Below are 23,763 nucleotides of genomic sequence, written 5' to 3'. Positions count from 1 at the left end.
GGAGACGCTAAGATTAGCCGGTTGAGTTAACCGGCATAATGCTGCGCGTGTAGTTCAAGGTTTTGTCTTGGCCGGGCTAAAACACTTTAATTTCAAGCTGCCTCCACGCTGCCTTTGCGTCTCCCGTCTAGCGTTCGCCGTCTCCCGGGCTTTTTAGCTCAGACTGCCCATCACCGATTGCTGGTAGTTCTGGATACCCACTTTCTCGATGAGACCAAGCTGGGTTTCCAGCCAGTCTACATGTTCTTCTTCTGACTCCAGAATCTCTTCAAACAGTTCACGACTGATGTAGTCGTTAACAGTCTCGCAGTGTTTAATGCCGTCTTTTAGGTCGGGAATCGCTTTTAGTTCAAGTGCTAAATCGCATTCCAGCATTTCTTTGGTGTTTTCGCCAATCATCAATTTGCCGAGATCTTGTAGATTAGGTAAGCCTTCTAGAAATAATATGCGCTCGATCAATTTATCGGCGTGTTTCATTTCGTCTATTGATTCGTGGTATTCGTGGTCAGCGAGCTGCTTCAGGCCCCAGTCTTTGTACATGCGTGAATGCAGGAAGTACTGGTTTATTGCGACGAGTTCGTTGCCGAGAGCTTTATTAAGATAGGCAATAACTTTGCTGTCACCTTTCATTGGGCAGATCCTTTACATGGTTAGCAGATTTTCTAAGTGTGGACTGGGCTTGGTGAGTATTCAAGTCTGAATGCTTTACCGGAGATAGGAGGCGCAAAAGCGCTAGCTTCACGTCAGGTGCTGAGGGAGTGTGTGATTTTAACGAAAGTTAGAAACGATTTTAGGGGGCGGCACTTAGGCCGCCGCGTAACAGAGACTCTCGTCATAACTATTTAAGTAGCTGTCGTAAACTTCTCTGGCGACAATGCCGCATTTGCCGCACTGGCTGGCCAAATCAAGTTGGCGACGCACTTCGCGAAAGCTGCCAGCACCAGCATCCACGCTATCGCGGATATGCTTATCTGTAATTCCTTTGCAAAGACAAACGTACATACTGGTATCGATCTCGCTCAGCACATTTATTGAATGGCAACGATAATGCAAATGAGAATGCTTGTCAATTGTATGTGGCGGTTTGTTAGTGATAGCTAGTGCCTATGGTCACGATTAGAAAATTCAATGGGATAGATCGGGGGTGGGGTGTATGATTGCCGGTCTAAATAAGGCTTTTACAGCGGCATTTTGCCGTTGTAAAAATTAAACAAATATAAAACCGGAGGTTTATAAACATGGGTGTTTTAGTAGGTAAGCCAGCTCCAGATTTCACTTGCGCAGCTGTATTGGGTACTGGCGAAATCGTAGATAGCTTCACTTTGAGCGAAGCTGCAAAAGGCAAGTACGCTTTATTGTTCTTCTATCCACTGGATTTCACATTTGTATGTCCTTCTGAGTTGATCGCACTTGATCACCGCATGGACAAATTCCGTGAGTTGGGTGTAGAAGTCATCAGTGTTTCTATCGATTCTCAGTTTACTCACAACGCATGGCGCAACACCGCAATTAAAGACGGCGGTATTGGTCCTGTTACATACACGATGGCTGCTGACGTACGTCACGACATCTGCCGTGCCTACGACGTTGAAGCCGAAGGCGGCGTTGCATTCCGCGGTGCATTCTTAATCGACAAAGAAGGTCAGGTACGTTCACAGTTGATCAATGACCTGCCACTGGGCCGTAACATTGATGAGCTAGTGCGTTTGGTTGAGGCCCTGCAGTTCCACGAAGAGCACGGCGAAGTTTGCCCCGCTGGCTGGAATAAAGGTGATAAAGGTATGGATGCATCGCCAGACGGCGTTGCTGCATACCTAGCAGAGAATTCAGGCAAGCTGTAATGAGATAAGTCTGACGTCGGAAGTCTGGCGTCTTACGTAAAAAAGCCCGGTGCGTTAAACGCACCGGGCTTTTTTTATGCCTTTAGCTTCAGGCGTCCGACCTCAGACGCCCGAGCAAATTCCGCTTTACGCGAAATTTGCAGCAGCAAATTCCCAGTTGACCAAGTTCCAGAAACCTTCTTCCAAGTACTTAGGGCGGGCATTGCGGTAGTCGATGTAGTAAGCGTGTTCCCATACATCGGCGGTGATCAGCGGAGTTTGACCTTCGCGAGCAATCGGGGTGTCAGCGTCGTCGGTGTTGACGATTTCAAGGCTGCCGTCGCTATTTTTAACCAGCCAAGTCCAGCCTGAGCCGAAGTTGCCCATCGCTTTGGCGTTGAATGCCGTTTTGAATGCATCTAATGAGCCGAAAGCTTTGTCGATGGCTGCTGCTAGGTCGCCAGTTGGTGCGCCGCCGCCATTGGGGCTAAGGCTGTTCCAGTAGAAAGTGTGGTTCCAAACCTGAGCGGCTTGGTTGAACATAACACCGCTAGAAGTTTTGATGATCTCCTCTAGTGTTTTGCCTTCAAACTCGCTGCCGGGAAGCAGTTCATTGAGTTTGGTCACATAGGCGTTGTGGTGCTTGCCGTGGTGAAAGTCGAGGGTTTCCGCAGAGATATGCGGTTGCAGTGCGTCTTTCGCATAGGGCAGTGCGGGTAATTCAAAAGCCATTGGATTCTCTCCTGAGAGTTGTGGGTTGCGCTTGGTAAATATAGGCGTTGAACTCAATTCAATATTAGCAAAATCAGGACCAGCGCCAGCCGCCTAATTGTTGCCAGCGGTTGACGATCTGGCAAAATAATTCGGCCGTTTTCAAGGCGTCGTACGCGGCACTGTGCGCTTCATTGTTGTCGAAATCGATATCTGCCAATTGGCAGGCTCGAGCTAGCACGGTGTGGCCATAGGCCAGCCCGGAAAGGCTGGCGGTATCCATCACCGAAAAAGGGTGGAAGGGGTTGCGTTTGATACTGCTGCGCTCGATGGCGGCCAATACAAAGCCGAGATCAAAGTGCGCATTATGCCCAACCAGCACCGCTCGGGTGCACCCACTGGCTTTTACCTGCTGACGAATTCGTTTCATCAGTTCGCCCATAACAGTCACTTCTTTTTGTGCCTGTCGTAGTGGGTTATGGGGATCGATGCCGGTAAATTCAAGGGCAGCGGGCTCAAGGTTTGCGCCTTCAAAGGGTTCAACGTTATAGCTTACCGTTTCATCTGGCTCCAGCTGACCCGAGTCATCCATGCGTAGAAACGTGGCGGCAATCTCTAGCACCGCGTCGGTTTGACTGTTGAAACCGCCGGTTTCAACATCGATAACGACGGGCAAAAAGCCGCGAAACCGTTGCGAGATCATTGATTTTTCATCACAAAAGTCCATATCGGTCTCAGCCAAGCTGCCAGTGAATTTGTTCACCACCGCGCAGCGGGTAAATAGTATCGCTGCCGAGCGGCAGCTGCTCTGGAGCAGTCCAGGCTTGCTTGATCAAGGTAATGCTGTCGCTATTGCGGGGCAGGCCGTAAAAGTCAGCACCGTAAAAACTGGCAAAGGCTTCAAGCTTGTCCAAAGCTCCTGCTGCTTCAAAGGCTTCAGCGTACATCTCAATGGCCGCGTAGGCAGTATAACAGCCTGCGCAGCCACAGCTGGTTTCTTTACGGCTTTTGGCGTGGGGCGCGGAGTCTGTGCCTAAGAAGAACTTTGGACTACCCGACGTCGCGGCGCTGATTAAGGCTTGTTGATGGGTGTTGCGTTTAAGGATCGGCAGGCAGTAATAGTGGGGGCGAATCCCGCCCGCGAGCATGTGGTTGCGATTGTACAGCAAATGGTGAGCGGTAATGGTGGCTGCGATATTGGTGCTGGCCGCACTCACAAACTGGGCTGCATCGGCAGTGGTGATGTGCTCCAACACCATTTTAAGATTGGGGAAGGTGGCCGCGATGGGCGCTAAGTGGCGCTCTATAAAGCGGGCTTCGCGATCGAATATGTCGATGTCGGCGTCTGTGACTTCACCGTGAACCAAGAGGGGTAGACCGTGCTTTTCCATGGCGGCGAGCACGGGATAGAGGTTTTCAATACTGGTAACGCCGGAGTCCGAATTGGTCGTGGCGCCAGCGGGGTAGAGCTTAGCGGCAAAGACTGTGTCTGATGCTGCCGCGTCGGCAATATCAGCGGCCGTGGTTTTATCGGTGAGGTATAAAACCATCAGCGGCGCGACCTGGTGCCCGCTTGCTGGTAGTGCCTCCACAATGCGTTGGCGGTAGGCATTCGCCTCAGCCAAGTTGCGCACCGGCGGGGTTAAATTGGGCATAACAATAACGCGGCCGAAATAGCGGCTGGCATCGGCGACGGTGTGGGTTAATACCTCACCATCACGCAGGTGGATGTGCCAGTCGTCGGGGCGGGTAATTTTTAAGGTTTGCATGAAAGGCCTTAATCAGTGTCGGCGGCGATGCTGGCTAGCACCGGGCCGGAGGGCAATAGCTCTGACGGAGAATGCTACAGGAATTTGGGGCCGGTATAAACACCCACGGGCTTGCGCCGTGGGTGTTTGAGGCTTAGTGCCACTCTGCAGCGGCGCTTAAAAGCTCGTACTACTGTTGGTCTTGGTGGGTAAATTCCAGCTCGTCGCTATTGGCAGAAATAATACTGCTGCCAATTCCGGGAACCTTTATTAGATCCTCGGTGGACGTAAATGGACCGTTGCTGCTGCGGTAGGCAATTATCGCCTCGGCGCGTTTTTCACCGATGCCCTTGAGGGTTTGTAGTTCTTCTGCTGTCGCAGTATTGATATCGAGTGCGTGACCAGAAAAAGCAGTCAGCAATAGGCTACAAAGAAAGACGAGGTGTGCCGACCAGCGGCGAAGAGAGTTTTTCATCAGCAAATTCCTTTTGGTTGATGAGTATTGGCGATGTTTATTTTAACCGACACCAAAAGCGGTGCCGATTAAAATAGTAGAGCAGCAGACGGCGTTTGCAAAGTCCTTAACGAACTTTGATTTCAGTCCATAGCTTGTTCACTAGTCGACGCTCTTTGGCGTTGCGGGCGCTAACCGTCTCTAGTTTTGCCTGCAGTTCTGGTGTTGGGAATATTGCGGTGATTTTGAGTATATCTTCATCAATGAACGGCGTTGCCGCCGCATTAGGGTTGCCAGTACCGACAATAGTGGTCAGCTCCGCGGCATTTTGTGGATCCATCATGAAATTAATGAACATGTGGGCCAGCTCAGGATCGCGGGCTTTCTTGGGAATGACCATATTGTCGAGCGCTAACACCGCGCCTTGCGTTGGTAAAACAAAGTTAACGCTGAAATCACGACCGGCGTCGGCAGCGTCGGCGCGGGCCTGGAACATATCGCTGGAATAACCGTGGGCGACCCAGATATTGCCAACGGTAAGTTCTTTGATATAACTAGACGAGTTAAAGGCCGCCCAATAAGGCTTGGCTTTGAGAATCGCCGCCTGAGCTTCTTTCAGGTGCTGCTCGTTATTGTCGTTGATGGAGTAACCCAGGTATTTCAGCGCCGCACCGAATAACTCTTCGGCGTCATCCATTACCGTGACCTTACCTTTGATTTTAGCTAACACGGCAGGGTCAAAAATAATTGACCAGTCGGCGGGGTCAATGCCCAGCTCGGCGATTTTGTTCTCGTTATAGCCGACCAAGGTCGTGGTAAAGGCGTAGGGCAGGGAGTAAACGTTGCCTGGGTCATAAGCCTTGTTCATATAGCCTGCGGCGCTATTGCCAATATTACCCAGCTTGGTTTTATCAAGTGGCAATAAAAAACCCTGTTTAATCAGTGCTTCTACGGCATTTTGAGTGGGAATGACCACGTCGTAGTCACCGCCACCGGCTAGTAGTTTGGCCATCATTTCTTCGGTGGCAGAGAAGTAGTCCTGCACTACCTTGCAGCCGCACAGGGCTTCAAAGCGGGCGACGGTTTCTTCGGCAATATAGTCGTTCCAGTTGAATAGATTTAAGGCTTTTTCAGCCATAGCAAATTGCGAAAGGCACAGCACAAAACAGCACAGTAACTTTTTCACGGTGGCGTCCTTCTAAAAGGGTAAGTGGGTTATTGCCGCAAAACTGCGGGCGAGATTTTAGACAGCAGGGTAATTAAGGTCAGGGTGACCAACATCAACAGGGTTGATACAGCGTTAACTTCCGGGGTGACCGCGATTTTTACCATTGAATAGATTTCCAGCGGCAGGGTTGAGCTGCCGACCCCGGCAGTAAAAAAGGTAATCACAAAATCATCTATCGATAAGGTGAAGGCCATTAATGCACCGGCAATAATACCGGGCATTAATAGTGGCAAGCTAATCAGTCTAAAACTCTGCCAGGGACTGGCGCCCAGGTCACGAGCAGCTTCAATTAAACTTTGGTCCATGCCTGCAAGTCGAGATTGCACTGCTAGCGCGACAAAACCAATGCAAAAGCTTACGTGGGCGAGAATAATCGACACGGAGCCAAGGCTGATGTTGAGTAAAATAAACATCAAAAGCAGGCTTACGCCGATCAAAATATCGGGCATGGCAATAGGGCCAAGTACCAATGCCGGAAGCCATTTTTGGCGGCCGCGATACATGGCTAGCCCAGCCAAGGTGCCGAGCACCGTGGCCATGGCTGCGCTAACGATAGCGATAATCAGAGAGTTGCCCGCGGCCCGCAGAATATCTTCATTGTGAATGAGTTTTTCATACCATTTCCATGTAAAACCCACCCATTCGGCATTTAGCTTTGAGTCGTTAAAGGAAAAAACCACTACCACGATGAGCGGCACGTACAGGAATAAATACACCAATACCCCGGTGCAAAGCAGGGCTTTACTGGGCCGATTATTTACCATTATCGGCGCCCCCGGTTTTGCCGAGTTTTGCGGCAAGAAAAACGAGTAGCAGTGTGATGCCCGTAAGCACTAGGGATAATACGCTACCAAAGGGCCAGTCCCGCGACTCGACAAACTGTTGCTTAATCACATTGCCAATCATAATGCCATTGGTGCCGCCGAGGAGGTCGGGAATGGCGAAAATACCGAGTGAGGGAATAAAGACCAAGATTGCGCCGGCATAAATGCCGGGGAGAGATTGCGGCCAAGTGATGAGCCAAAAGCACTGAAAGCGATTAGCGCCAAGGTCTTGGGCGGCATCGAGCAGGCGGCTGTCGTGTTTTTCTAAATTGGCGTACAGCGGCAAAATCATAAAAGGTAGATGCACATAAACTAGGCAAGTGATGACCGCGGTGCTGCTAAACATGAGGCTGATTGGCTCAAGACCGAGGGCGGCAGTGGCATGGTTTAGGCCTATGGTTAGTGCACCTTGGGGGCTAAAAATAATCATCCAGGCATAAATGCGGACGAGAAAATTACTCCAAAAAGGCAGGATGACCATAAGCAATAACAGATCGCGAAAACGTTTTTTGCTGCGGGCGATCATCAGCGCCAGTGGGTAAGCCATGACGGTGCAAATTGCGGTGGTGATTAATGCATAGCCCAAAGACTTAAATAGGAGGCCGAGATAAATGCCTGATTCAAATAGGCGCTGCCAATTCTCTAGGGTGAAATCGAGACTGAATTCGCCGTCTTCTATGTAATACCACGGCGCTAGGCCACCGTATTCGCCGGGATAGCGAAACGAGGCGAAGAGCATCATTAGGCTGGGCACGGCGAAAAACAGCAGTAGATAGATGCCCGGTGGCAGGGCCATCAGATTATTGCGAAGGCGTTCGGCGCGATTCATTAAGGTCTGCACTGGCTTACGGCACCAAATGGCCGGCGTCGATACGCCAGGCAATTTGCACGGCGTCGCCGGTGTCGAATAGACGGATTCGGCCGGGTGCGTCATTGGCGAGCATAGCCTCAATGAGCACACCGTTTGCAAGTTCGATGATATACACGGTGACATCGCCCAGATACAGCATGTCGTGGACTTTGCCGCTGAACGCTACTTCATCGGCGTTTGCGGTAAGTTTGGCAGCAAGGCGAATTTTTTCGGGGCGCAGTGTTAGCGCGCAGCTGTCACCGCGCGTAAAACTGATTTCGGGGTTGGCGGTAGCGGCGATTTCACCCAGACCCGCTATTGCGATGTTAATTTTTTGCTCGGCGCAGCTAACCACCTTGGCGTCGAGAATATTGCACTGGCCGATAAAGTCCGCCACAAAGCGATTGTCGGGGTAGCTGTAGAGCACCGAGGGTTCGTCAATCTGGCTGATCTCGCCTTTGTTCATTACCGCAATGCGGTGCGACAAAGCTAGTGCTTCGCCTTGATCATGGGTGACGTACACAAAGGTGATGCCGACTTCTTTTTGCAGATTGATCAGCTCGATTTGCATTTGTTCGCGCAATTTTGCGTCCAGCGCGGATAAAGGTTCGTCTAGCAACAGCAAGCGCGGGCGGTTCACCAGCGCGCGGGCAATCGCGATGCGTTGCTTCTGGCCGCCTGATAGGGCGTCAGGGTAGTGATTGGCTTTATCTGGCAGGCGCACATCGTCGAGGACTTCTGTTACGCGATGGGCAATTTCAGCCTTGCTCATTTTGGCCATGCGCAGCGGAAAGGCGATATTCTCCGCCACGGTCATGTGGGGGAACAGCGCATAGCTTTGAAATACCGTGTGTACCGGCCGCTTTTCAGGTGGCAGGGCGCACAGGGATTTGCCGTCGAGCAGAATCTGGCCGCTATCGGCTTCATCAAAGCCAGCAATTAGGCGCAATAAGGTGGTTTTGCCACAGCCGGACGGGCCCAGCAGAGTGAAAAACTCGCCGGCTTGGATGTGCAAACTAACTTTGTCGAGCGCGACAAAATCGCCGAAGCTACGTGAAACAGCGTTTATCTCTAGCACGGCGTGGGGGGCTTCCGTCGCAATGTGGAATTTGCGCTATTTTTTGCCAGCAATAGCCTTGTCGTCAATAGGCTGAGGGCTACTCATTTCAATAGTTTTACCGCTTTTTTACCGATCTGGGCAGAAGGCGCAAGCTGGCATGGCGCAGCGGGGCAAAGACCGCTAAAATGGCGGTCTTTTTTTAATCTCGCAGACACAGCGTTTTGCGGGGGCTTCAGCGGAGTGTTAAATGTCGGATATCAATAAAGTAGTCTTGGCTTATTCAGGTGGCCTCGACACCTCAGTGATTGTCAGGTGGCTGCAAGATACCTACAAATGTGAAGTGGTGACTTTTACCGCTGATATCGGTCAGGGCGAGGAAGTGGAGCCCGCACGCGCAAAAGCCAAGGCGCTGGGCGTACAAGAAATTTACATCGATGATCTGCGTGAAGAATATGTGCGCGATTTCGTCTATCCCATGTTTCGCGCCAATGCGATTTATGAAGGCGAGTATTTGCTGGGCACCTCTATCGCCCGCCCGCTGATTGCTAAGCGTCTAATTGAAATAGCGAATGAAACCGGCGCGGATGCAATTTCCCACGGCGCAACGGGTAAAGGTAATGACCAAGTGCGTTTCGAGCTGGGCGCATACTCGCTTAAGCCGGGCATCAAAGTGATTGCGCCATGGCGCGAGTGGGATCTGACTTCCCGGGAAACCCTGATGGCCTACTGCGCAGAGCGCAATATCCCCGTCGACTTTGCCGGCAAGAAGAAAAAATCCCCTTATTCCATGGACGCCAACTTGCTGCACATCTCCTACGAGGGTGGCAACTTGGAAGACCCATACTGGGAGCCAGAAGAAGACATGTGGCGTTGGTCCGTAAGCCCAGAAGCGGCGCCCGACACCCCAACGTATATTGAGATCGGCTATGAAAAAGGCGACCCAATTACCTTGAATGGCGAGGCGCTCAGCCCCGCTACGATGCTAGCTACACTGAATAAGATTGGCGGTGACAACGGTATTGGCCGTTTGGATTTGGTCGAAAACCGCTATGTGGGCATGAAGTCTCGTGGCTGTTACGAGACACCTGGCGGCACCATCATGTTGCGCGCTCACCGCGCCATTGAATCCATCACCCTAGATCGCGAAGCGGCGCATCTGAAAGATGAATTGATGCCTCGTTATGCAAAACTTATCTATAACGGCTATTGGTTCAGCCCCGAACGCCGTATGCTACAGGCGGCCATAGACGACTCGCAGGGTTTTGTTAACGGTGTTGTACGATTGAAACTCTACAAGGGAAATGTGGTCGTAGTGGGTCGCAAGTCTGACAATTCACTCTTTGATGAGAAAATTGCCACATTTGAAGACGATGCGGGCGCTTACGATCAAAAAGACGCAGAAGGCTTTATTAAACTCAATGCTCTGCGTCTGCGTATTGCCGCGAATAAAGGCCGCTCACAGCTGTAATTTATTCGTTGTTTAAGGGGCCGGCAAAGCCCCTTTTTACTTTATATAGATCTATCTTTTGTGATGGTGCCTGGCTTGAATGTTGGTCGCACTGTCAATAAAACGCTGGTATGCGTGTTGGCGCTGCCCTGAAATGTAAATTGGGATGCTATTGATGATTTTTGAACCGCAGATGTACGGACGTAAATTCTGGGCGCTGTCGCTCGCCATCGGCATCGTTGCCACCACTGCCTGCAGTGGTGACAGCAGTAGCAGTAGTTTTAGTGGAACCGAGCCCAATTCCCGGCAGTTTACAGTCAATGAGTCCCTGGGTAGCGTCAGCTTTTCTAAAAATGGCGTTGCTGGCCAATCACTGGATTTAAATTTGGCTATCGGCAGTGGCGCGTTCCGGCCGCTTACGGCGTCTAATAATGTTTTTTATACCATAACTGACCGTGGTCCAACGATTGACTGCGCCGACAGCGACGCGGTGCTTGGCATCGCCGATTTTTGTGATGGCAACAGCGGTTCTATTTTTGCGTTAAAAGACTACTCGCCAAAAATTATCAAATGGCAGCTCAGTGGTATTGGTACAGAATTAGCGTTAGCGAAGTCTGAAGAAATTACCCTGACGGGCAGTGGCGGTAGCGCGATTAATGGTCTGCCAAATAATTTCTCGAGTGCAGTTGTCGAAAAAGCCTACGATAACGAAGGTGTCGAATTGACTCCGAGTGCAAATGGTATTGACCCCGAGGCACTGGTGCTCCTGAACAATGGTAATTTCTGGGTGGCTGAAGAAAATGGCCCAAGTTTATTACTGGTAAGCAGTACGGGTGAGATTTTAGAGCGCCAAGTCCCCGCTGGGATGATTGGCGACTTAGTTAACGACCCCAGTGGAGCGGCAAGCTACTCGGTGAGTGACGATATTATTCCCGCTATTTTTGGTAAGCGGAAAGTTGATCGCGGTATTGAAGCACTGGCGCTGAGCCCAGATAACTTAAGCCTTTATCTCTTTATGCAAGGCCCGCTAGATAACCCTCAGAGCGGTGTGGCTGACTCGCGTATTGTACGTGTCTTAAAAGTTGCACTGAACGAAGACGGCACGGCAGATGCGGTTGTCGGTGAGTATCTTTACCGCTTAGATCCGCCTGCAAACTTTGCAATCAAGGCGACAGGAGCGGGTGATCTCGACGGTGGCGATTTCGTGGCACAGAGCGAAGTAACTATAAATGAAGCCATCGCTCTGGCCGAAGATTACGTTGTAGTTGTTGAGCAGGCCAATACAGTTAGCAAGTTCTATCGATTGAATCTGGCAAACGCTACCAATATTTTGGACACCGCGTGGGACTCAAGTACCACCAGTCCAAGTTTAGAAGAGCAAAATCTTGTTGCTGACACCAAATTTATCACCAAACAGCTAGGTTTTGATTCCTTGACGATGCCTCTGCCGGATGGAATTGATGCGTTGGCGGAGAACATAGAAGGTTTCGCGCTACTAGATTCTAACTTCGGCGTGGTATTAAACGATAACCACTACGGCATTGGCGGTGTAAGCAATGTGGTTAAGGTGTTGCCGGTTGGCGCCTTTGTGGTGACGTCCTCGGCGCCGCTGGAAGCGGGCTTAGATTACGCTAACTCTGCTTCTTTCTCGGTTGCTGGCGCTGGCTATGATGTGGGTGCGGCAACTGCGGTAGCGGGTGATAGCACCTACTCGCGTTTATTTGTGGTTAACGCTGAAACTGACTCTGTTGATATTGTCGATGTTTCCGAGCCCCTCACGCCGGTCATTGCGACCCCTGCTAGCGTGGATCTAGTCGCTGCAGCGACAGATGCCGGTATTACAATAGGCTCGCCAAAATGGGTTACTACCGCCGGCCTGTATTTGGCTGTGGCGCTAGATAATGTTGACCCCCAAGAAAATGGCATTGTCGCGGTTTACTTATTGTCTGACTTAAGTCTTGTGAGAACTTTTGAAGTTGGCCCGTCGCCGAAAATGGCTATCTTCGATTTGCTCGGCATTAAGATTGCTGTCGCAAATGAAGGCCAGCCCAGCGATGACTACAACGTAGATCCAGAAGGCAGTGTGTCAATCATCGATCTCAGCAATGGCATTGATGTCGCCGACGTTGTGGAAATTGGTTTCACTGAATTTAACATCGGCGCGAGCCGCGCCGCTGACTTGCCGGCCGGTGTACGAGTGTTTGGCCCAGGCGCTAGTGTTGCTCAAGATTTGGAGCCAGAGCATATCGCGGTATCGTTGGACAACACCAAGTTGTTTGTGACACTGCAGGAAAATAATGCGGTAGTGGTTATCGATCTAGACGATGAAACTATCGATCGCATTGTGGCACTGGGCAGCAAAGACTTTGGTCTGGTCGGCAACGAGGTGGATGTTACTGCTGATTCCACGGCGGATATTCGCAGTTGGCCTGGTGTTTATGGCTTGTATCAGCCAGACGGCATTAGTGCATACCGTTTTGGTGGTAAGAACTACTTTATAACTGCAAACGAAGGTAGCGCCAGAAATTACAGTGGTTTTAGTGAACAGCGCACCGTTGCTGAGCTAGATGGTGTTTCTGGCCCAGCAATCGACGCCGACAATCAGAACTTTCCTAACCCAGCTCCTGAGCTTGAAGGTTTGATTGTTAGTAGCGAAGCCGGCGATACCGATGACGATGGTGATATTGATGAGATTACTGCCTTTGGTGCCCGCTCATTCTCGATATGGAATGAAGAGGGTGAGCTGCAATTTGATTCAGGTAATGACTTAGCGAAGATTACTGAAGCGGCCTTGGGCGCTAACTTTAACGACGCTGATACCGCGAGCCCAGCTAATGGCGCGGCGCCGAAAGGTATCACCTTGGTCTCTAGCAGTAGTCGTATCTACGCCTTTGTTAGCTTGGAGCGTGCCGGCGGTATCGCGATATACGATGTGACTTCGCCACTGGGTGTGCAGTTTGTTCAGTATGTGAATAACCGCGACTTTGGTGCGGGTACTGGTGATGAAGGCGCCAACGGTATCTCACTCTTTGTTGTTGGTAGCCAAGCGTATCTCGCCGTGGCGAATGCAAAGAGCGGCAACGTGCGGATTCTGGAAATCGATACGGATACATCGACAAGTACTACCGAGTAAAGCTTAAACGCTTTCGATGGAAACGCTGACGGCCTGTAATTAGTTTTTTACAGGCCGTTTTTGTAATTTACGTTGCAACGTGCGGCGATGCATACCCAGTTGCCGCGCCGTTTCAGAAATATTGCCTTCGTTTTTTGTCAGCACCCGCTGAATATGCTCCCACTCAATACGGTCTAGTGATGGCGGACTGAGCTCTGGTGTGGGTGATGTTGCAGCCACCGGCTTGTCGGCCAATGCGGCAAGAATTTCGGTCGTACTGGCTGGTTTTTGCAAGTAATTGTCAGCGCCGAGTTTAATGGCGTCGACGGTGGTAGCGATACTTGAATAGCCCGTAAGCATCAGCATTTTGATCGTGGGAAAGCGCTGGCGCAGGACCGGGATTAAATGTAGCCCCGAGCGCGTTTCCAATTTTAAATCGATGATCGCCTTATCTGGGCTAAATCGATCGCACAGCGCCACGGCGGTGTCGACATCGTGAACCACTTCAACCTCAAAGCCGCGACGCTGTAAAGACCGACACAGGGTGGCGCTGAAGCCAAGGTCATCGTCAACCACTAAAATTTTGGGATTTCTGTTTGTCATGCGACCACCTTGGCGCAGGGTAAGCGGAGTTCTACGCGACTGCCACCACCATCGCGGCGTTGCCAGCGTAACTCACCGCCATAACGGTTGGCGGTGGCGTTGCTTAAAAAGAGTCCGAGTCCTCGGCCTTTGCCTTTACTGCTGACAAAGGCCTTGCTCATGATGTTGGCTTGCTCGGCGCTGAGTCCCGGACCACGGTCGCTAATGGCGAAAATAAGATGTGGTTCGTCAATGCTTATGTCTAAGTCGACCTGCGCTGGGCTCACATCTGCGGCATTGTTTAACAGGTTTAAAATCGCCTGACTGACCGTGCCGTCCAGTTTAAGTGCCGTGTTGGCGAGTGTGGGCTGGTGGCTGCTGCGAAGTTCGCAATCGGGCCGCATTACCTGCCAGCGCTCACGCAAGTTAGCCAAATAGTGGGCCACCGTTGTGTTGTTGATTTGCCCCTCGCTTAAGTCCCGCGCGGTGTTGACGAGGCTAGCGAGTATGTCGCGGCAGTGATCGAGCTGCTGATTCAGGGTATTGATGTCGGCGCGGCTGTCGTCATCTAGGCCTTGGCCATCAAAATCCTCAAGGATAATTTTCATTGTCGACAGCGGGCTGCCTAGCTCATGAGCGGTGCCCGCTGCGAGGCTGGCCACGGCTAGTAACTGATCGTCTTGCAGGCGGTGTTCGCGGCTGCTGGCGAGCTCAGCTTCGCGCTGACGCAAGCTGTGAGCCATCTTGAACACGAAGTAAGTGATAAGCAGCGCACTGACCAAAAAATTGGCCCACATGCCCAGTATATGTGTGTTGGGCGCGCCACCGTGTTGGTGCTGCATTGGCGCAATCGCTTCCAGTGGGATGAAGTTGAAGAGAAGAAAGCTATAGGCGCCAAAGCCGAGTGCGCCTAATAGCCAAGTGTAGGCCCAGGGTAGCGTCGCGGCAGAAATACACAGCGGCACTAGTAAATAGGAAATGAATGGGTTGTTGGCGCCACCGGAAAAATACAGTACGGCACTAAAACCAAGGGTGTCGACACACAGATGGATGAATAGCTCGACGTCGGTTACTGGCCAACTTTGGTAGCTGCGCCACCAGCTAAACACGGCAAAGCCCGAAATGGCGCTCAGCAATAACTTTAGGGTGACGTAGGGTAGCATCCAGTTGAGCTGGCTTTCGGCGTAGAATACCGCAGCGAATTGTCCGGCGATGACCAAGCTCCGAATGAAGCACAGGCCACGTAAATTAGCGGTGTTGGGCTGCAAATTAGGTTCCCGAAAAGCATGTGTAAAAGTACTAGTATAGCCTTAAGCCTCGGCGTGGTCAGGCGGTGCGACACTTTGCCGCATCCCTTAAGCTAAGTCAGCTTGTTACACTGCGACCCCGTTTTTAGAAGATGTTGGACGCGATTATGCGTAAGTTTGCTGCTTTACTCTCCCTGTTGGCCAGTGCCCACGTATTTTCTCATGAAACAACGACTGGAGAACTCGCTACTGGCGCGATTAGCCACGCGCCAATCGGGGTAATGGGGGATCACTTGCATAAGACCGGTGAATGGATGTTCTCTTATCGCTATATGCACATGGAGATGGACGGTAATTTAGACGGTAATGATTCGGTTTCTTCTGCCGAAATTACCGGCACCATGATGAGCCCTGGTCCCTATATGGTGGCACCTCTGGAAATGAGCATGGAGATGCACATGCTGGGGGCTATGTATGCGCCCAACGATGCGGTTACATTTATGGCGATGCTGCCGTTAGTCAATAAAGAGATGAATCTTATCACCCGCATGGGCGCCGAATTCACCACAAAAACCTCCGGCCTTGGTGACGTAAAAGTGGGCGCCTTGCTCAATGCTTTTTCGTCGGCAGATCGCCGCCACCGCATTCATATCAATCTTGGTTTGAGTCTGCCAACGGGCAGTATTGACGAGCGAGACGACACGCCTGCGATGGCGAATGCTAAATTGCCCTATGGCATGCAGCTTGGCTCGGGTAGTTTTGACCTCCGGCCTGGACTAACCTATCAGGCCTATTCGGCAAACTACAATTGGGGCGCTCAGGCCTTGGCGACCATCCGTACTGACAATAATGATAACGGCTACCGCTTAGGTAATCGTTACGAAGCGAATGTTTGGATTGCTCGGAGCTGGATGAGCTCGCTGAGTAGCTCACTGCGGCTGAGCCATACTTCTTGGGGAAATATAAAGGGCAGCGATCCGGACCTTAATCCGATGATGGTGCCAACCGCCGACACCAATGCTCAGGGTGGCGAGCGGAGCGACTTAGCCATCGGTGTGAATCATCTGTTTGAACAGGGTGCCCTGAAGGGTCAGCGTTTAGCGGTAGAGTACAGTGTACCGGTCTACCAAGAATTAGACGGCCCACAAATGGAAATGCAAAAATCCATTACTTTGGGCTGGCAGTACGCCATTTAATGAAAACTTAACCGAGGGAGAGTAGGCTACGCTGTGTTTAATACAAATCGACCACAGCGTATTTGCAATTAAAGGATTTAGCGTATGTCCCGCCGTTTGTTAGTTTCTATTCATTTGTATCTTGCCGCATTTTTCGCGCCTATGGTTATTATCATGGCGGTGTCGGGTGGCTTGTATTTATTAGGCGTAAAAGGCCAAATGCAAAGCGCGGAATTAGGGTTTGTTAGCGGCCTCAAACTGGATGCGGAGAGCCCCACGCTATTCGATGATGTGGATGCTGCCTTGTTAGGTCTTGGCGTGGAAGCTAATTTTGAATATGTGAAAGGCAAGGGAAGCGAATTTTCTACACGTCCAAGTAGCAGAGAACATTACCGTTTAAGGCAGAGGGCCGATGGCGTTGCTGTCAGCGTGGTGTCGCCGAGTTTGCAAGGGGCGGTAATGGAATTACACAAAGGTCACGGGCCGAGCTGGTATAAGCAATTCCAGACTGCCTTTGCACTAGGCCTTATTTTCATCATGATGAGCGGCCTGTATTTAGGCTTGATGAGTGCAGCTTATCGGCGTCAAACTTTGGTGCTGTGTAGTGCTGGCTTGTTTATATTCTTGGCGCTCGCCTTTTTGTAAAACCTTCTCGTACCCGCTATTTTGCCGGTCCTATTGATTCACTCACTGAGCTCAATAGTGCTGGCGATATCAGCATTGGCATAAGCGCCCCCAATAATACTTGCTGACGGATAGCCGGCTTTGTGTAAAGCCAGCAGGCAAGCGTCTGCGCGATTTGGTGGCACACTTGCCAGCAGCCCACCAGAGGTTTGCGGATCGAATAGTAGTGGGTAGCAGGGGTGGTTTATCCAGCTGTCGGCGCCCTTTATGGCAATGCTTAAGCGTTGGTTCTGAGCTTGCAAACTGCTGCTTATGCCGTTTGCCAAACAGCATAGTGCGCCGTCGAGTGCCGGAATATTGTTGAGCTTTATTCGTGCCGATAGGCCGCTGGGCTTGAGCATTTCAATTAGGTGGCCAATAAGCCCAAAACCGGTTATATCGGTACAGGCGGTGGAAGCGTGGGCTTTGAAAATTTCACCGGCGCGGCGGTTGCTCGATAGCATGGCTGCAATTGCCGTCTCTAACCATTTCCCCTCGGCCTGTAATTGGCCGTGGGCGGCGAAGAGGGTGCCGGTGCCAAGGGCCTGAGTCAAAATCAGTACTTGGCCGGCGTGCAGTGTGGACTTGTTTAAAATGGCGTCGTCCGCTGCTAGGCCATTCACCGCGAAGCCAATGCTAAGTTCGCTGGCTTCACTGCTATGACCGCCGGTCAAACTGCAGTTATTGTCATTGAGTACCTTAACGGCGCCGCTCATTAATTGTAAAAGGTCACGCTCGATAATCTTGTCGCCGCCGAATGGCAGGCTGGCAAGTGCGAGTGCACTTTGCGGCGCCGCGTTCATGGCAAACAAATCACTTAAGGCATGTTGTGCGGCGATCTGGCCGAGTAAATAAGGTTCGTCGATAAATGCCCGAAAGTGATCAATACTTTGTAATAACAGCTGGGGCTGACCGTCGTCGTTGCTGTTGTTTATGCGAATTGCAGCGGCGTCGTCGGCGCTGTCTAAACCCCAAACTACATCGTCGCGCTGCACCGGCTGTAGCTGCCGTATTACTTTGCTTAAACTCGATGCGCCAATTTTTGCGCCACAGCCGCCGCAGCGCATGGCTAATTCAGCGTGGGGGGCTGGGGTTTCGGAACCGCTGATGACTGGATCGACGATAGCTGAAGTAGGGCTGGGCGGTTTCATGCTCTGCTTCGAGAACATGTCCATAAAGCGCTGGTCTATTCGGTGTTTCCAGCGCCACACCCAGTCGCCGCGCAAGGTGGGCCAAAGCGGCCGATGGGCAATGGCCTGTTTGTCGCCAAGGGCGAGAATACTTAAAAAGTTTTGCTGTGGTCGGTGTTGCTTTAATGGCTTGGCCAAAAATTTGCGTTGTAAATTCTCGAACAAAACTGGCCCTTGGCGCACGGCAAATACCCCTGCTGCTGGGCGCGGGTGTTTAGTTTGCTGGGCAATGTCTCCGGCGGCAAAGACAAAGTCGTGGCTTGTTGATTGCAGCGTGTCTAGTAGCTGGATAAAGCCCTTGCTGTCGGTCGCCAGCCCCGACTGCTGAGGCCATGTTGCCGCGCTGGCCTGGGTGCACCAGAATGTGTGCTCGCTCTTCAGTGGCGCTGTGCTGTTGTTGAAGTGGATAGATCCGGCGCTAAGTTTTGTTACCTCGCAATTGGCGTGAAGTTGAATACCGCAGTTGCTGAGCTGAACTTCAATCGGTTTTCGAACACGCTCGGGGTAGCTACTCAGTATGTGACTGCTGCGATAAACCAGATGCAGAGTAACTGGTCGGCGGATGTTGCGCTGCTGAATGGCGTGATGCATGGCCAAAATTAACTCGACGCCAGCAGCGCCGCCGCCAACCACGGTAATTGCGGCGGACTCGCTGCTGTCGTGCAATTGCTTTAGGCATTGTTGCCAGCGCGGATAAAGTGCGCTGATCGGTTTGACCGGTGTGGCAAACTCGGCGATGCCGGGTAAGCTTAAGTCGGGAGTAATCCCGCTATTAATAGAAAGTAAGTCAAAACCGATTGCTGGCCGGCTAGGGGCATTTGCGAGCCACAGTTCACGCTTGTTTAAATCTAGGCGTTCAACACTCGCTTGGATAAAACGAGCGCCCGCAAATTGGCAGAGTCGCATTAGGTCAATATGGGCGTCGTCAAAGCGATAGTGGCCGGCAACTAGACCGGGCAGCATGCCCGAATACGGGGTTTGCACCTGCGGTGAAATAAGCGTTAAGCGTACGCCAGGTAGAGGCCGCATCCCCCACATTTTTATCACTTGCGCGTGGGCGTGACCGCCACCAACAAGAATGAGGTCTTGGTAATAGGTGGTTGCTGGGGGTGTCATTGCCATAGCGCTTAGAGTGTCTCAGCTGTGGTGTTTAAGTGTAGGCGTTTGCGCAGCCAATGTGCCAAACCATCTGCGCTCATATTCAGCAGCGCCGCACACAAAATTAACAGCATTGCGCGGTCAAAGCGAAACTCTTCAAAGGCCGAGTCAATATAAAACCCGAGGGTGCCAATGCCTAAGATGCCGAGGATAGCCGTTTCGCGCATGATCACTTCCCAGCGGTAAAGAAGCAATGCCAAAAAATGGCGGTAAACGCGTGGCAAAACCTCATAAAAATAACGATTACGACCTTGGCATGCGTCGTCGCGAAGTACAAGGTCGCCGCTAAAACGGCCGAGTAAATGCGCGATAATTGCGCCGTTGTGAACGCCCAGTGCAAGTATGGCGGGCAGCATCGAGGGCCCGAGTAACAGCAAGCCTATGAAGGCCAGTAAATACTCTGGGAGAGTGCGGGCAAGGATTAAAAAGCCGTCGCCAATATTACGTTTGAGTGGGCTAAAAAATTGCTGAGAATTAAGGGGAAACCATGCGAGGCTGAGTATGGCGGTAAGCAATAGTGCAATTTGGCTCAGAATTAAGGTGCTGCCAACGCCTGGCGCGATTTGCTGGTGCCACAACAGTGTTAACCAGTCAGACAAACCGCTTAAGTCGGTATTGCTTGGGTGGCGCAATGGCGCAGGAATGATATCTTCGCTGAAAAATCGGGTGATATTCGCCCAGCTTATATGAGCGGCGGGCGGCAAATAGATAAAAGCACTAATAAGGTAAATGGGTAACAAGGCTTTTTTAAGCCACCATCGCAGACTAACAACGATTGCCAGTAACACGTAGAGCAGCGCCGCGGCGTCATTGTACTGGCCGTTACCAAGGGCGGTTTCCAGGTGGTAACCAAGCGTCGGCAGACCGATAAAACCTAAGACGATACTTGAGCGAATCGCGCACTCAAAACGGTAGCTTGTGTATTGCCGCAGCGGCCGCCATGCGAGCGGCAGAGTAGTGTAAAAAAACGCGCTCAAGCCACTACTGTGCAATAGGTTGTTGCGCGGCGCGGCGTCGGTTTCTTCAAATAATTCGCCGTAAATCTTGGCGAGGATGCCTGCATAGGGTAGCGCAATCGCGAGCAAGCCTGCGAGGGGTGATAAACCAAGTAATTGAATAAAAATGAGCGCCCAAAACAGTTCGTGAATTGCGCGGATAAATGCGCAAAATGCGCGCACTACTGAAAAACGATACAACAGTGCCAGTGCAAAACCAGCGATGACCGCTAGGGCCATGCCTTGTAGGGCAAAGGCAAGGGTGGTAAACGCACTGTTGGCAATGGCAGAAAATGACCAGAAGTTAGGGGCAATAAGTCCTTTGCCCATACGTAGCAACTCACGGCTGGCTTGGCTGGCGCTTATGTCGAGGTCGGCAAAAAACACGCAGGCAATGGCGATCAGCGCAAGGCCGTAGCTTAGGTGCTTGGGGCTTTTTAAGAGGCTGTGCGTAAAGCGCGTGGGGCGAGTCATCGCAGTTTAATCATGATGGTAGAGCGCGTTTAGCTGATCGTCGCTAAGCTGTTTGCTGGGCAGATCAAAGGCGATGCGGCCGTGTTTCAAACCAATAATGCGATCGCAGACTTTGCGGGCTTGCTCTGTGTCATGTAGGGCTAAAATGACCGTGTCGTGGCTATGGCTAATCAAGCTCAATATTCCGTCTGCTTGAAAACCGTCTAGGGCAGATACCGGCTCGTCGCCTAAAAATATTTTTTGTCGCTGGTACAGCGCGCGGCCAATGGCAACCCGCTGCTGTTGCCCGCCAGACAAACTGCCGAGCGGTTTAAATAGCTGATCATAAATTCCTAGTTGGTTTGCTAACAGCGTAATTTCCTTTCTCGGCGCAGCCAAAGGCTTGATCAGATTCCACGCATTATAAAGCGCAGAGTGCCGCGATAAACTTCCCATGTAGATATTGTGGTAACTGCTTAACATAGGTACCAAGCCACTGTGTTGCGGACACCATGCACATTGGCTGGAGTGTAAGCCGCGCAGATGTTTTAGCAGTGTAGATTTCCCAGAGCCAGAGGCGCCGACCAGTGCGAGCCGCTCGCCAGCGGTAATGCTTAAGTTTATATCGCGCAGTACAACGCGGCCCTGATAGCTCAGGGTTGTGTCGTTTAGGCTAAACAGCGCTGGAGCGTCAGTTGCTGCGCTAGCGGTGGGGTCAGTCTGCATCCATCAGGCCGATCGCGGTGGCGGTGTCTTTTATCGCCTGGTAATCGTCGTTGCTGGCTTTCACAAACGATTGTCGTGGGAAGGCCGCTAATATTTCTGGGTCGCTAATAGCAAGTAGGGTTTTCGCCACCTTGGCTTTGAAGCCTGCGCCAAACCGGTCGTCGACATCGCCGCGAATACTCCACTGATAATCAGGGTAGCTAGGTGTTTTCCATATTACGCTGACTTGGCTTGGGTCAATAATGCCGGCCGCGAGTTCGTCTTCCCAGACCTTGTAGTTGACTGCGCCGACTTCATAGGCACCGGATTGTACTAGTGCGATAGTGCGGCTGTGGTCGTCTGAAAAGCCTACTCGACTAAACGCCTGCTCGGGCGTTTTATTCAATGCTTGGCGAATATAAAACTCCGGCATTAAACGACCAGAGGTAGAGCCCTTGGATCCGAAGGTAAAGCGTTTGCCTGCAATGCTCGTGGGGAAATCTTCGGATTTGCTCAGACCGGTGCTGTGGTGAGCAATAATATACGTCACAAAAAACTGGTCTTCATAACCCTGGGCAATGGCCTCGCTGTTAGGCACTAATTCCCGTGCTTGCACGCCAGACAGGCCGCCAAACCAAGCCAATTGAACCTGATTATTTCTAAACGCTGTGACTGCCGCTGCGTAGCTCTTGACCGGGATGTATTTTACTTCGACACCCAGTTCTTTTTCTAAATACGCCGCGACCTTGCTAAAGCGCTCTTGCAGACGCGACTCGTCCTGATCTGGGATAGCGGTAAAGGTAAATGTCTCAGCGACCGCGCTGAGGGAAATACTGGTTGAGACGAGCAGCGCTGTTAAAACAGTCAATAACCGCACGATATTCTCCTTTTGAGAGTGGGGTAGCTGGGGAATTACATAGTGCAAGTTCTTGTTGCCCAGTCGACTAAGTCATCTTTGTCGCCGCGGAATATTTCGCGGCCGTCGCGCTTAGTCTGTTGGTAGTCGTACATGGGGTCGTAATAGTCGCGGAGTAACAGCGCAATGCCGGGGCGAAATGCCTCGGCATTGCCACTGAGTTCTAGCTCGTCTAGGGCGGCACTAAATTCGCTGTGCAGTTGTTTGTGACGATCGCCGCCGAGGCGTTTGCGAATGCGGTCGAGGTTGCCAAGAATTTGTGCGCGGAATTTTTCGTTGCCACGTTCTTCGCCGTAGACAGCAATGTACTCTGGACGCGCGGCGCTCACATACTCTTCAAGAGCGATGTCGATTCGCTCCTCAAACGGGGTTTCTAACACTGCCAATGGTGCGCGTTGCATTGTGGCCTGTAGCTCTAATGGCAACGTGACTGAGCCAATCATATGGCCCTCGTCTTCGGTAAATAGCGGTGACCAAGGGTGGGTGTTGCGTAGCTTTAGCACAGCAATGCTTAGGGTATTTTCAAAATCGATTTGCGCAGGCTGAGCGTGCACTCGGCGGCCAAAGGCCGAACCGCGATGATTAGCCAAGCCCTCTAAATCAAAGCTGTGTGCGATCCGCTGAATAACCCGGGTTTTGCCGCTGCCGGTGCGCCCTGCAACGAGTACCAGAGGTGCGCTGGCCTTGCGCAACGCGAGGCTATTGGCGTCGAGTTCGTCAATTAGAAAACGCCGCATGGCCTTGTAGCCACCCGTAATTAAAGGGTAGTCAATGCCCGCTTCGGCAATAAGTTGTTTGCTAAGGTTGGACCGCAAACCGCCTCTAAAGCAATATAAATAACCTTCGGGATGTTGCTGTGCATGTCGCGTCCAATCCGCAATGCGCTGGGTTTGAATGTCGGGGGTGGCTAGCTGCCAACCCAGCGCGATCGCTGCGTCCTGGCCCTGTTCTTTGTAGCGGGTGCCGATAAGGTGGCGCTGCTCGTCGTCGAGTAGTGGAATGTTAACTGCGGTAGGAAATGCGCCTTTGCTGAACTCCACAGGCGCGCGTACATCCAGCAAGGGAATATCCTTGAGGAAAAGTGTGCGGAAGTCGTCACAATTGTCGCGCTTGGCCATAAGTTTGTATTTTTCTGAGAGGCCAGCAGTCTACGCTGAATAGGCGGCAGTGAGAAGTTGCGGATGTTTGCTTCGCAGATGCTTATTGCGGTAGAGGCGGAGGGTTATTTTAACCGTGCAATGCCTAGCAAGACACTAATCGCGCCGCCAACCATGCCGGCCCATGCCTCGATAGGGGTGTCACCGTTTAGTGCTCGACCAATTTGAGCGCTGGCTGAATCATAGATGTTGTAACCCCACAGGGTTAATGCGACGCCGGCCACGACGAGCACGATACCAATAACTTTACTGTTCATGTTCACACCAG

At 51.6% G+C, this 23,763-nt stretch carries 23 protein-coding genes; 5 read left to right on the top strand and 18 right to left on the bottom strand.

The genetic code is table 11. The features are described 5' to 3' along the window. Positions 1 to 153: 153 nt before the first annotated feature. Positions 154 to 630 carry a bacterioferritin gene (bfr, locus tag ABD836_RS18155; protein ID WP_344938718.1) on the bottom strand — a complete coding sequence of 159 codons (477 nt, stop codon included), beginning with the start codon at positions 628 to 630 and terminating at the stop codon, positions 154 to 156. Positions 631 to 804: 174 nt separating this feature from the next. Then, positions 805 to 1,002, bottom strand: a complete 198-nt coding sequence (locus tag ABD836_RS18150) for a bacterioferritin-associated ferredoxin (RefSeq protein WP_344938717.1) — start codon at positions 1,000 to 1,002, stop codon at positions 805 to 807. A gap of 236 nt (positions 1,003 to 1,238) precedes the next feature. Here ABD836_RS18150 and ABD836_RS18145 point away from each other — a divergent pair, with 236 nt between their 5' ends. Continuing rightward, positions 1,239 to 1,841 carry a peroxiredoxin gene (locus ABD836_RS18145; RefSeq protein ID WP_344938715.1) on the top strand — a complete coding sequence of 201 codons (603 nt, stop codon included), beginning with the start codon at positions 1,239 to 1,241 and terminating at the stop codon, positions 1,839 to 1,841. A gap of 126 nt (positions 1,842 to 1,967) precedes the next feature. On the opposite strand, the gene ABD836_RS18140 is transcribed toward ABD836_RS18145, so the two are convergent. The 8 genes from ABD836_RS18140 to ABD836_RS18105 form a co-directional block, all read right to left on the bottom strand. After that, on the bottom strand, positions 1,968 to 2,552 hold the full coding sequence (locus ABD836_RS18140; protein ID WP_301027949.1) for a superoxide dismutase: 585 nt from the start codon (positions 2,550 to 2,552) through the stop codon (positions 1,968 to 1,970). A gap of 73 nt (positions 2,553 to 2,625) precedes the next feature. Further along, complete coding sequence (rnt, locus tag ABD836_RS18135) at positions 2,626 to 3,258, bottom strand: ribonuclease T (RefSeq protein WP_301028149.1); 633 nt, start codon at positions 3,256 to 3,258, stop codon at positions 2,626 to 2,628. Between the two features lie 7 nt (positions 3,259 to 3,265). Then, the gene (gene pyrC / locus ABD836_RS18130; protein WP_344938713.1) at positions 3,266 to 4,300 is read right to left on the bottom strand and encodes a dihydroorotase; all 1,035 of its coding nucleotides are present in this window, start codon (positions 4,298 to 4,300) and stop codon (positions 3,266 to 3,268) included. 169 nt (positions 4,301 to 4,469) lie between these two features. Continuing rightward, a complete protein-coding gene (locus ABD836_RS18125; protein WP_344938711.1) occupies positions 4,470 to 4,754 on the bottom strand; it encodes a ComEA family DNA-binding protein in 285 nt (94 codons plus the stop codon). A gap of 106 nt (positions 4,755 to 4,860) precedes the next feature. Next, on the bottom strand, positions 4,861 to 5,919 hold the full coding sequence (locus ABD836_RS18120) for a polyamine ABC transporter substrate-binding protein (protein WP_344938709.1): 1,059 nt from the start codon (positions 5,917 to 5,919) through the stop codon (positions 4,861 to 4,863). A 29-nt stretch (positions 5,920 to 5,948) separates the two neighbouring features. Next, positions 5,949 to 6,725 (bottom strand): ABC transporter permease, encoded by a 777-nt coding sequence (locus ABD836_RS18115; RefSeq protein WP_344938708.1) that lies wholly within the window; start codon positions 6,723 to 6,725, stop codon positions 5,949 to 5,951. Then, complete coding sequence (locus ABD836_RS18110; protein WP_344938706.1) at positions 6,715 to 7,614, bottom strand: ABC transporter permease; 900 nt, start codon at positions 7,612 to 7,614, stop codon at positions 6,715 to 6,717. The genes ABD836_RS18115 and ABD836_RS18110 overlap by 11 nt, the downstream gene beginning before the upstream one ends. Before the next feature lie 16 nt (positions 7,615 to 7,630). Continuing rightward, positions 7,631 to 8,713 carry an ABC transporter ATP-binding protein gene (locus tag ABD836_RS18105; RefSeq protein ID WP_344938705.1) on the bottom strand — a complete coding sequence of 361 codons (1,083 nt, stop codon included), beginning with the start codon at positions 8,711 to 8,713 and terminating at the stop codon, positions 7,631 to 7,633. A 229-nt stretch (positions 8,714 to 8,942) separates the two neighbouring features. Here ABD836_RS18105 and ABD836_RS18100 point away from each other — a divergent pair, with 229 nt between their 5' ends. Together ABD836_RS18100 and ABD836_RS18095 are read left to right on the top strand one after the other, a co-directional pair. Further along, entirely contained in the window at positions 8,943 to 10,163 is a 1,221-nt protein-coding gene (locus tag ABD836_RS18100; RefSeq protein ID WP_344938703.1) for an argininosuccinate synthase, read from the top strand. Positions 10,164 to 10,317: 154 nt separating this feature from the next. Further along, positions 10,318 to 13,275 carry a choice-of-anchor I family protein gene (locus ABD836_RS18095; RefSeq protein WP_344938702.1) on the top strand — a complete coding sequence of 986 codons (2,958 nt, stop codon included), beginning with the start codon at positions 10,318 to 10,320 and terminating at the stop codon, positions 13,273 to 13,275. A gap of 39 nt (positions 13,276 to 13,314) precedes the next feature. On the opposite strand, the gene ABD836_RS18090 is transcribed toward ABD836_RS18095, so the two are convergent. Both ABD836_RS18090 and ABD836_RS18085 read right to left on the bottom strand, forming a co-directional pair. After that, on the bottom strand, positions 13,315 to 13,857 hold the full coding sequence (locus ABD836_RS18090; protein ID WP_344938700.1) for a response regulator transcription factor: 543 nt from the start codon (positions 13,855 to 13,857) through the stop codon (positions 13,315 to 13,317). Next, positions 13,854 to 15,104, bottom strand: a complete 1,251-nt coding sequence (locus tag ABD836_RS18085) for a sensor histidine kinase (RefSeq protein WP_344938699.1) — start codon at positions 15,102 to 15,104, stop codon at positions 13,854 to 13,856. The genes ABD836_RS18090 and ABD836_RS18085 overlap by 4 nt, the downstream gene beginning before the upstream one ends. 146 nt (positions 15,105 to 15,250) lie before the next feature. Between ABD836_RS18085 and ABD836_RS18080 the strand changes: the two genes are divergently transcribed. Continuing rightward, a complete protein-coding gene (locus ABD836_RS18080) occupies positions 15,251 to 16,279 on the top strand; it encodes a transporter (RefSeq protein WP_344938697.1) in 1,029 nt (342 codons plus the stop codon). An 84-nt stretch (positions 16,280 to 16,363) separates the two neighbouring features. After that, positions 16,364 to 16,903, top strand: coding sequence for a hypothetical protein (locus ABD836_RS18075; RefSeq protein WP_344938695.1), 540 nt, complete (start codon positions 16,364 to 16,366; stop codon positions 16,901 to 16,903). A 38-nt stretch (positions 16,904 to 16,941) separates the two neighbouring features. On the opposite strand, the gene selD is transcribed toward ABD836_RS18075, so the two are convergent. From selD to ABD836_RS18045, 6 genes are all read right to left on the bottom strand, one after another. Then, on the bottom strand, positions 16,942 to 19,227 hold the full coding sequence (gene selD, locus ABD836_RS18070; RefSeq protein ID WP_344938693.1) for a selenide, water dikinase SelD: 2,286 nt from the start codon (positions 19,225 to 19,227) through the stop codon (positions 16,942 to 16,944). A gap of 11 nt (positions 19,228 to 19,238) precedes the next feature. Next, positions 19,239 to 20,738: a PhnE/PtxC family ABC transporter permease gene (locus ABD836_RS18065; RefSeq protein ID WP_344938692.1), complete on the bottom strand. Its 1,500-nt coding sequence runs from the start codon at positions 20,736 to 20,738 to the stop codon at positions 19,239 to 19,241. Positions 20,739 to 20,744: 6 nt separating this feature from the next. After that, positions 20,745 to 21,443: an ATP-binding cassette domain-containing protein gene (locus ABD836_RS18060; RefSeq protein WP_344938690.1), complete on the bottom strand. Its 699-nt coding sequence runs from the start codon at positions 21,441 to 21,443 to the stop codon at positions 20,745 to 20,747. Then, complete coding sequence (locus ABD836_RS18055; protein ID WP_344938688.1) at positions 21,433 to 22,299, bottom strand: putative selenate ABC transporter substrate-binding protein; 867 nt, start codon at positions 22,297 to 22,299, stop codon at positions 21,433 to 21,435. The genes ABD836_RS18060 and ABD836_RS18055 overlap by 11 nt, the downstream gene beginning before the upstream one ends. 35 nt (positions 22,300 to 22,334) lie before the next feature. Next, positions 22,335 to 23,456 (bottom strand): tRNA 2-selenouridine(34) synthase MnmH, encoded by a 1,122-nt coding sequence (gene mnmH, locus ABD836_RS18050; protein WP_344938686.1) that lies wholly within the window; start codon positions 23,454 to 23,456, stop codon positions 22,335 to 22,337. 104 nt (positions 23,457 to 23,560) lie between these two features. Then, a complete protein-coding gene (locus ABD836_RS18045; protein ID WP_344938685.1) occupies positions 23,561 to 23,752 on the bottom strand; it encodes a DUF3185 family protein in 192 nt (63 codons plus the stop codon). Positions 23,753 to 23,763 lie beyond the last annotated feature (11 nt).

It is taken from the genome of Zhongshania borealis (assembly GCF_039539625.1).
GTDB classification, from domain to species: Bacteria; Pseudomonadota; Gammaproteobacteria; order Pseudomonadales; family Spongiibacteraceae; genus Spongiibacter; species Spongiibacter borealis.
This window is presented reverse-complemented; position numbering and strand designations above follow the sequence as displayed.

Excerpts from the sequence above, each read along its gene's own strand:
- bfr (WP_344938718.1), bottom strand. The coding sequence starts at position 630 with ATGAAAGGTGACAGCAAAGTTATTGCCTATCTTAATAAAGCTCTCGGC.
- ABD836_RS18150 (WP_344938717.1), bottom strand. The coding sequence starts at position 1,002 with ATGTACGTTTGTCTTTGCAAAGGAATTACAGATAAGCATATCCGCGAT.
- ABD836_RS18145 (WP_344938715.1), top strand. The coding sequence starts at position 1,239 with ATGGGTGTTTTAGTAGGTAAGCCAGCTCCAGATTTCACTTGCGCAGCT.
- ABD836_RS18140 (WP_301027949.1), bottom strand. The coding sequence starts at position 2,552 with ATGGCTTTTGAATTACCCGCACTGCCCTATGCGAAAGACGCACTGCAA.
- rnt (WP_301028149.1), bottom strand. The coding sequence starts at position 3,258 with ATGGACTTTTGTGATGAAAAATCAATGATCTCGCAACGGTTTCGCGGC.
- pyrC (WP_344938713.1), bottom strand. The coding sequence starts at position 4,300 with ATGCAAACCTTAAAAATTACCCGCCCCGACGACTGGCACATCCACCTG.
- ABD836_RS18125 (WP_344938711.1), bottom strand. The coding sequence starts at position 4,754 with ATGAAAAACTCTCTTCGCCGCTGGTCGGCACACCTCGTCTTTCTTTGT.
- ABD836_RS18115 (WP_344938708.1), bottom strand. The coding sequence starts at position 6,725 with ATGGTAAATAATCGGCCCAGTAAAGCCCTGCTTTGCACCGGGGTATTG.
- ABD836_RS18110 (WP_344938706.1), bottom strand. The coding sequence starts at position 7,614 with ATGAATCGCGCCGAACGCCTTCGCAATAATCTGATGGCCCTGCCACCG.
- ABD836_RS18100 (WP_344938703.1), top strand. The coding sequence starts at position 8,943 with ATGTCGGATATCAATAAAGTAGTCTTGGCTTATTCAGGTGGCCTCGAC.
- ABD836_RS18095 (WP_344938702.1), top strand. The coding sequence starts at position 10,318 with ATGATTTTTGAACCGCAGATGTACGGACGTAAATTCTGGGCGCTGTCG.
- ABD836_RS18090 (WP_344938700.1), bottom strand. The coding sequence starts at position 13,857 with ATGACAAACAGAAATCCCAAAATTTTAGTGGTTGACGATGACCTTGGC.
- ABD836_RS18080 (WP_344938697.1), top strand. The coding sequence starts at position 15,251 with ATGCGTAAGTTTGCTGCTTTACTCTCCCTGTTGGCCAGTGCCCACGTA.
- ABD836_RS18075 (WP_344938695.1), top strand. The coding sequence starts at position 16,364 with ATGTCCCGCCGTTTGTTAGTTTCTATTCATTTGTATCTTGCCGCATTT.
- selD (WP_344938693.1), bottom strand. The coding sequence starts at position 19,227 with ATGACACCCCCAGCAACCACCTATTACCAAGACCTCATTCTTGTTGGT.
- ABD836_RS18065 (WP_344938692.1), bottom strand. The coding sequence starts at position 20,738 with ATGACTCGCCCCACGCGCTTTACGCACAGCCTCTTAAAAAGCCCCAAG.
- ABD836_RS18060 (WP_344938690.1), bottom strand. The coding sequence starts at position 21,443 with ATGCAGACTGACCCCACCGCTAGCGCAGCAACTGACGCTCCAGCGCTG.
- mnmH (WP_344938686.1), bottom strand. The coding sequence starts at position 23,456 with ATGGCCAAGCGCGACAATTGTGACGACTTCCGCACACTTTTCCTCAAG.
- ABD836_RS18045 (WP_344938685.1), bottom strand. The coding sequence starts at position 23,752 with ATGAACAGTAAAGTTATTGGTATCGTGCTCGTCGTGGCCGGCGTCGCA.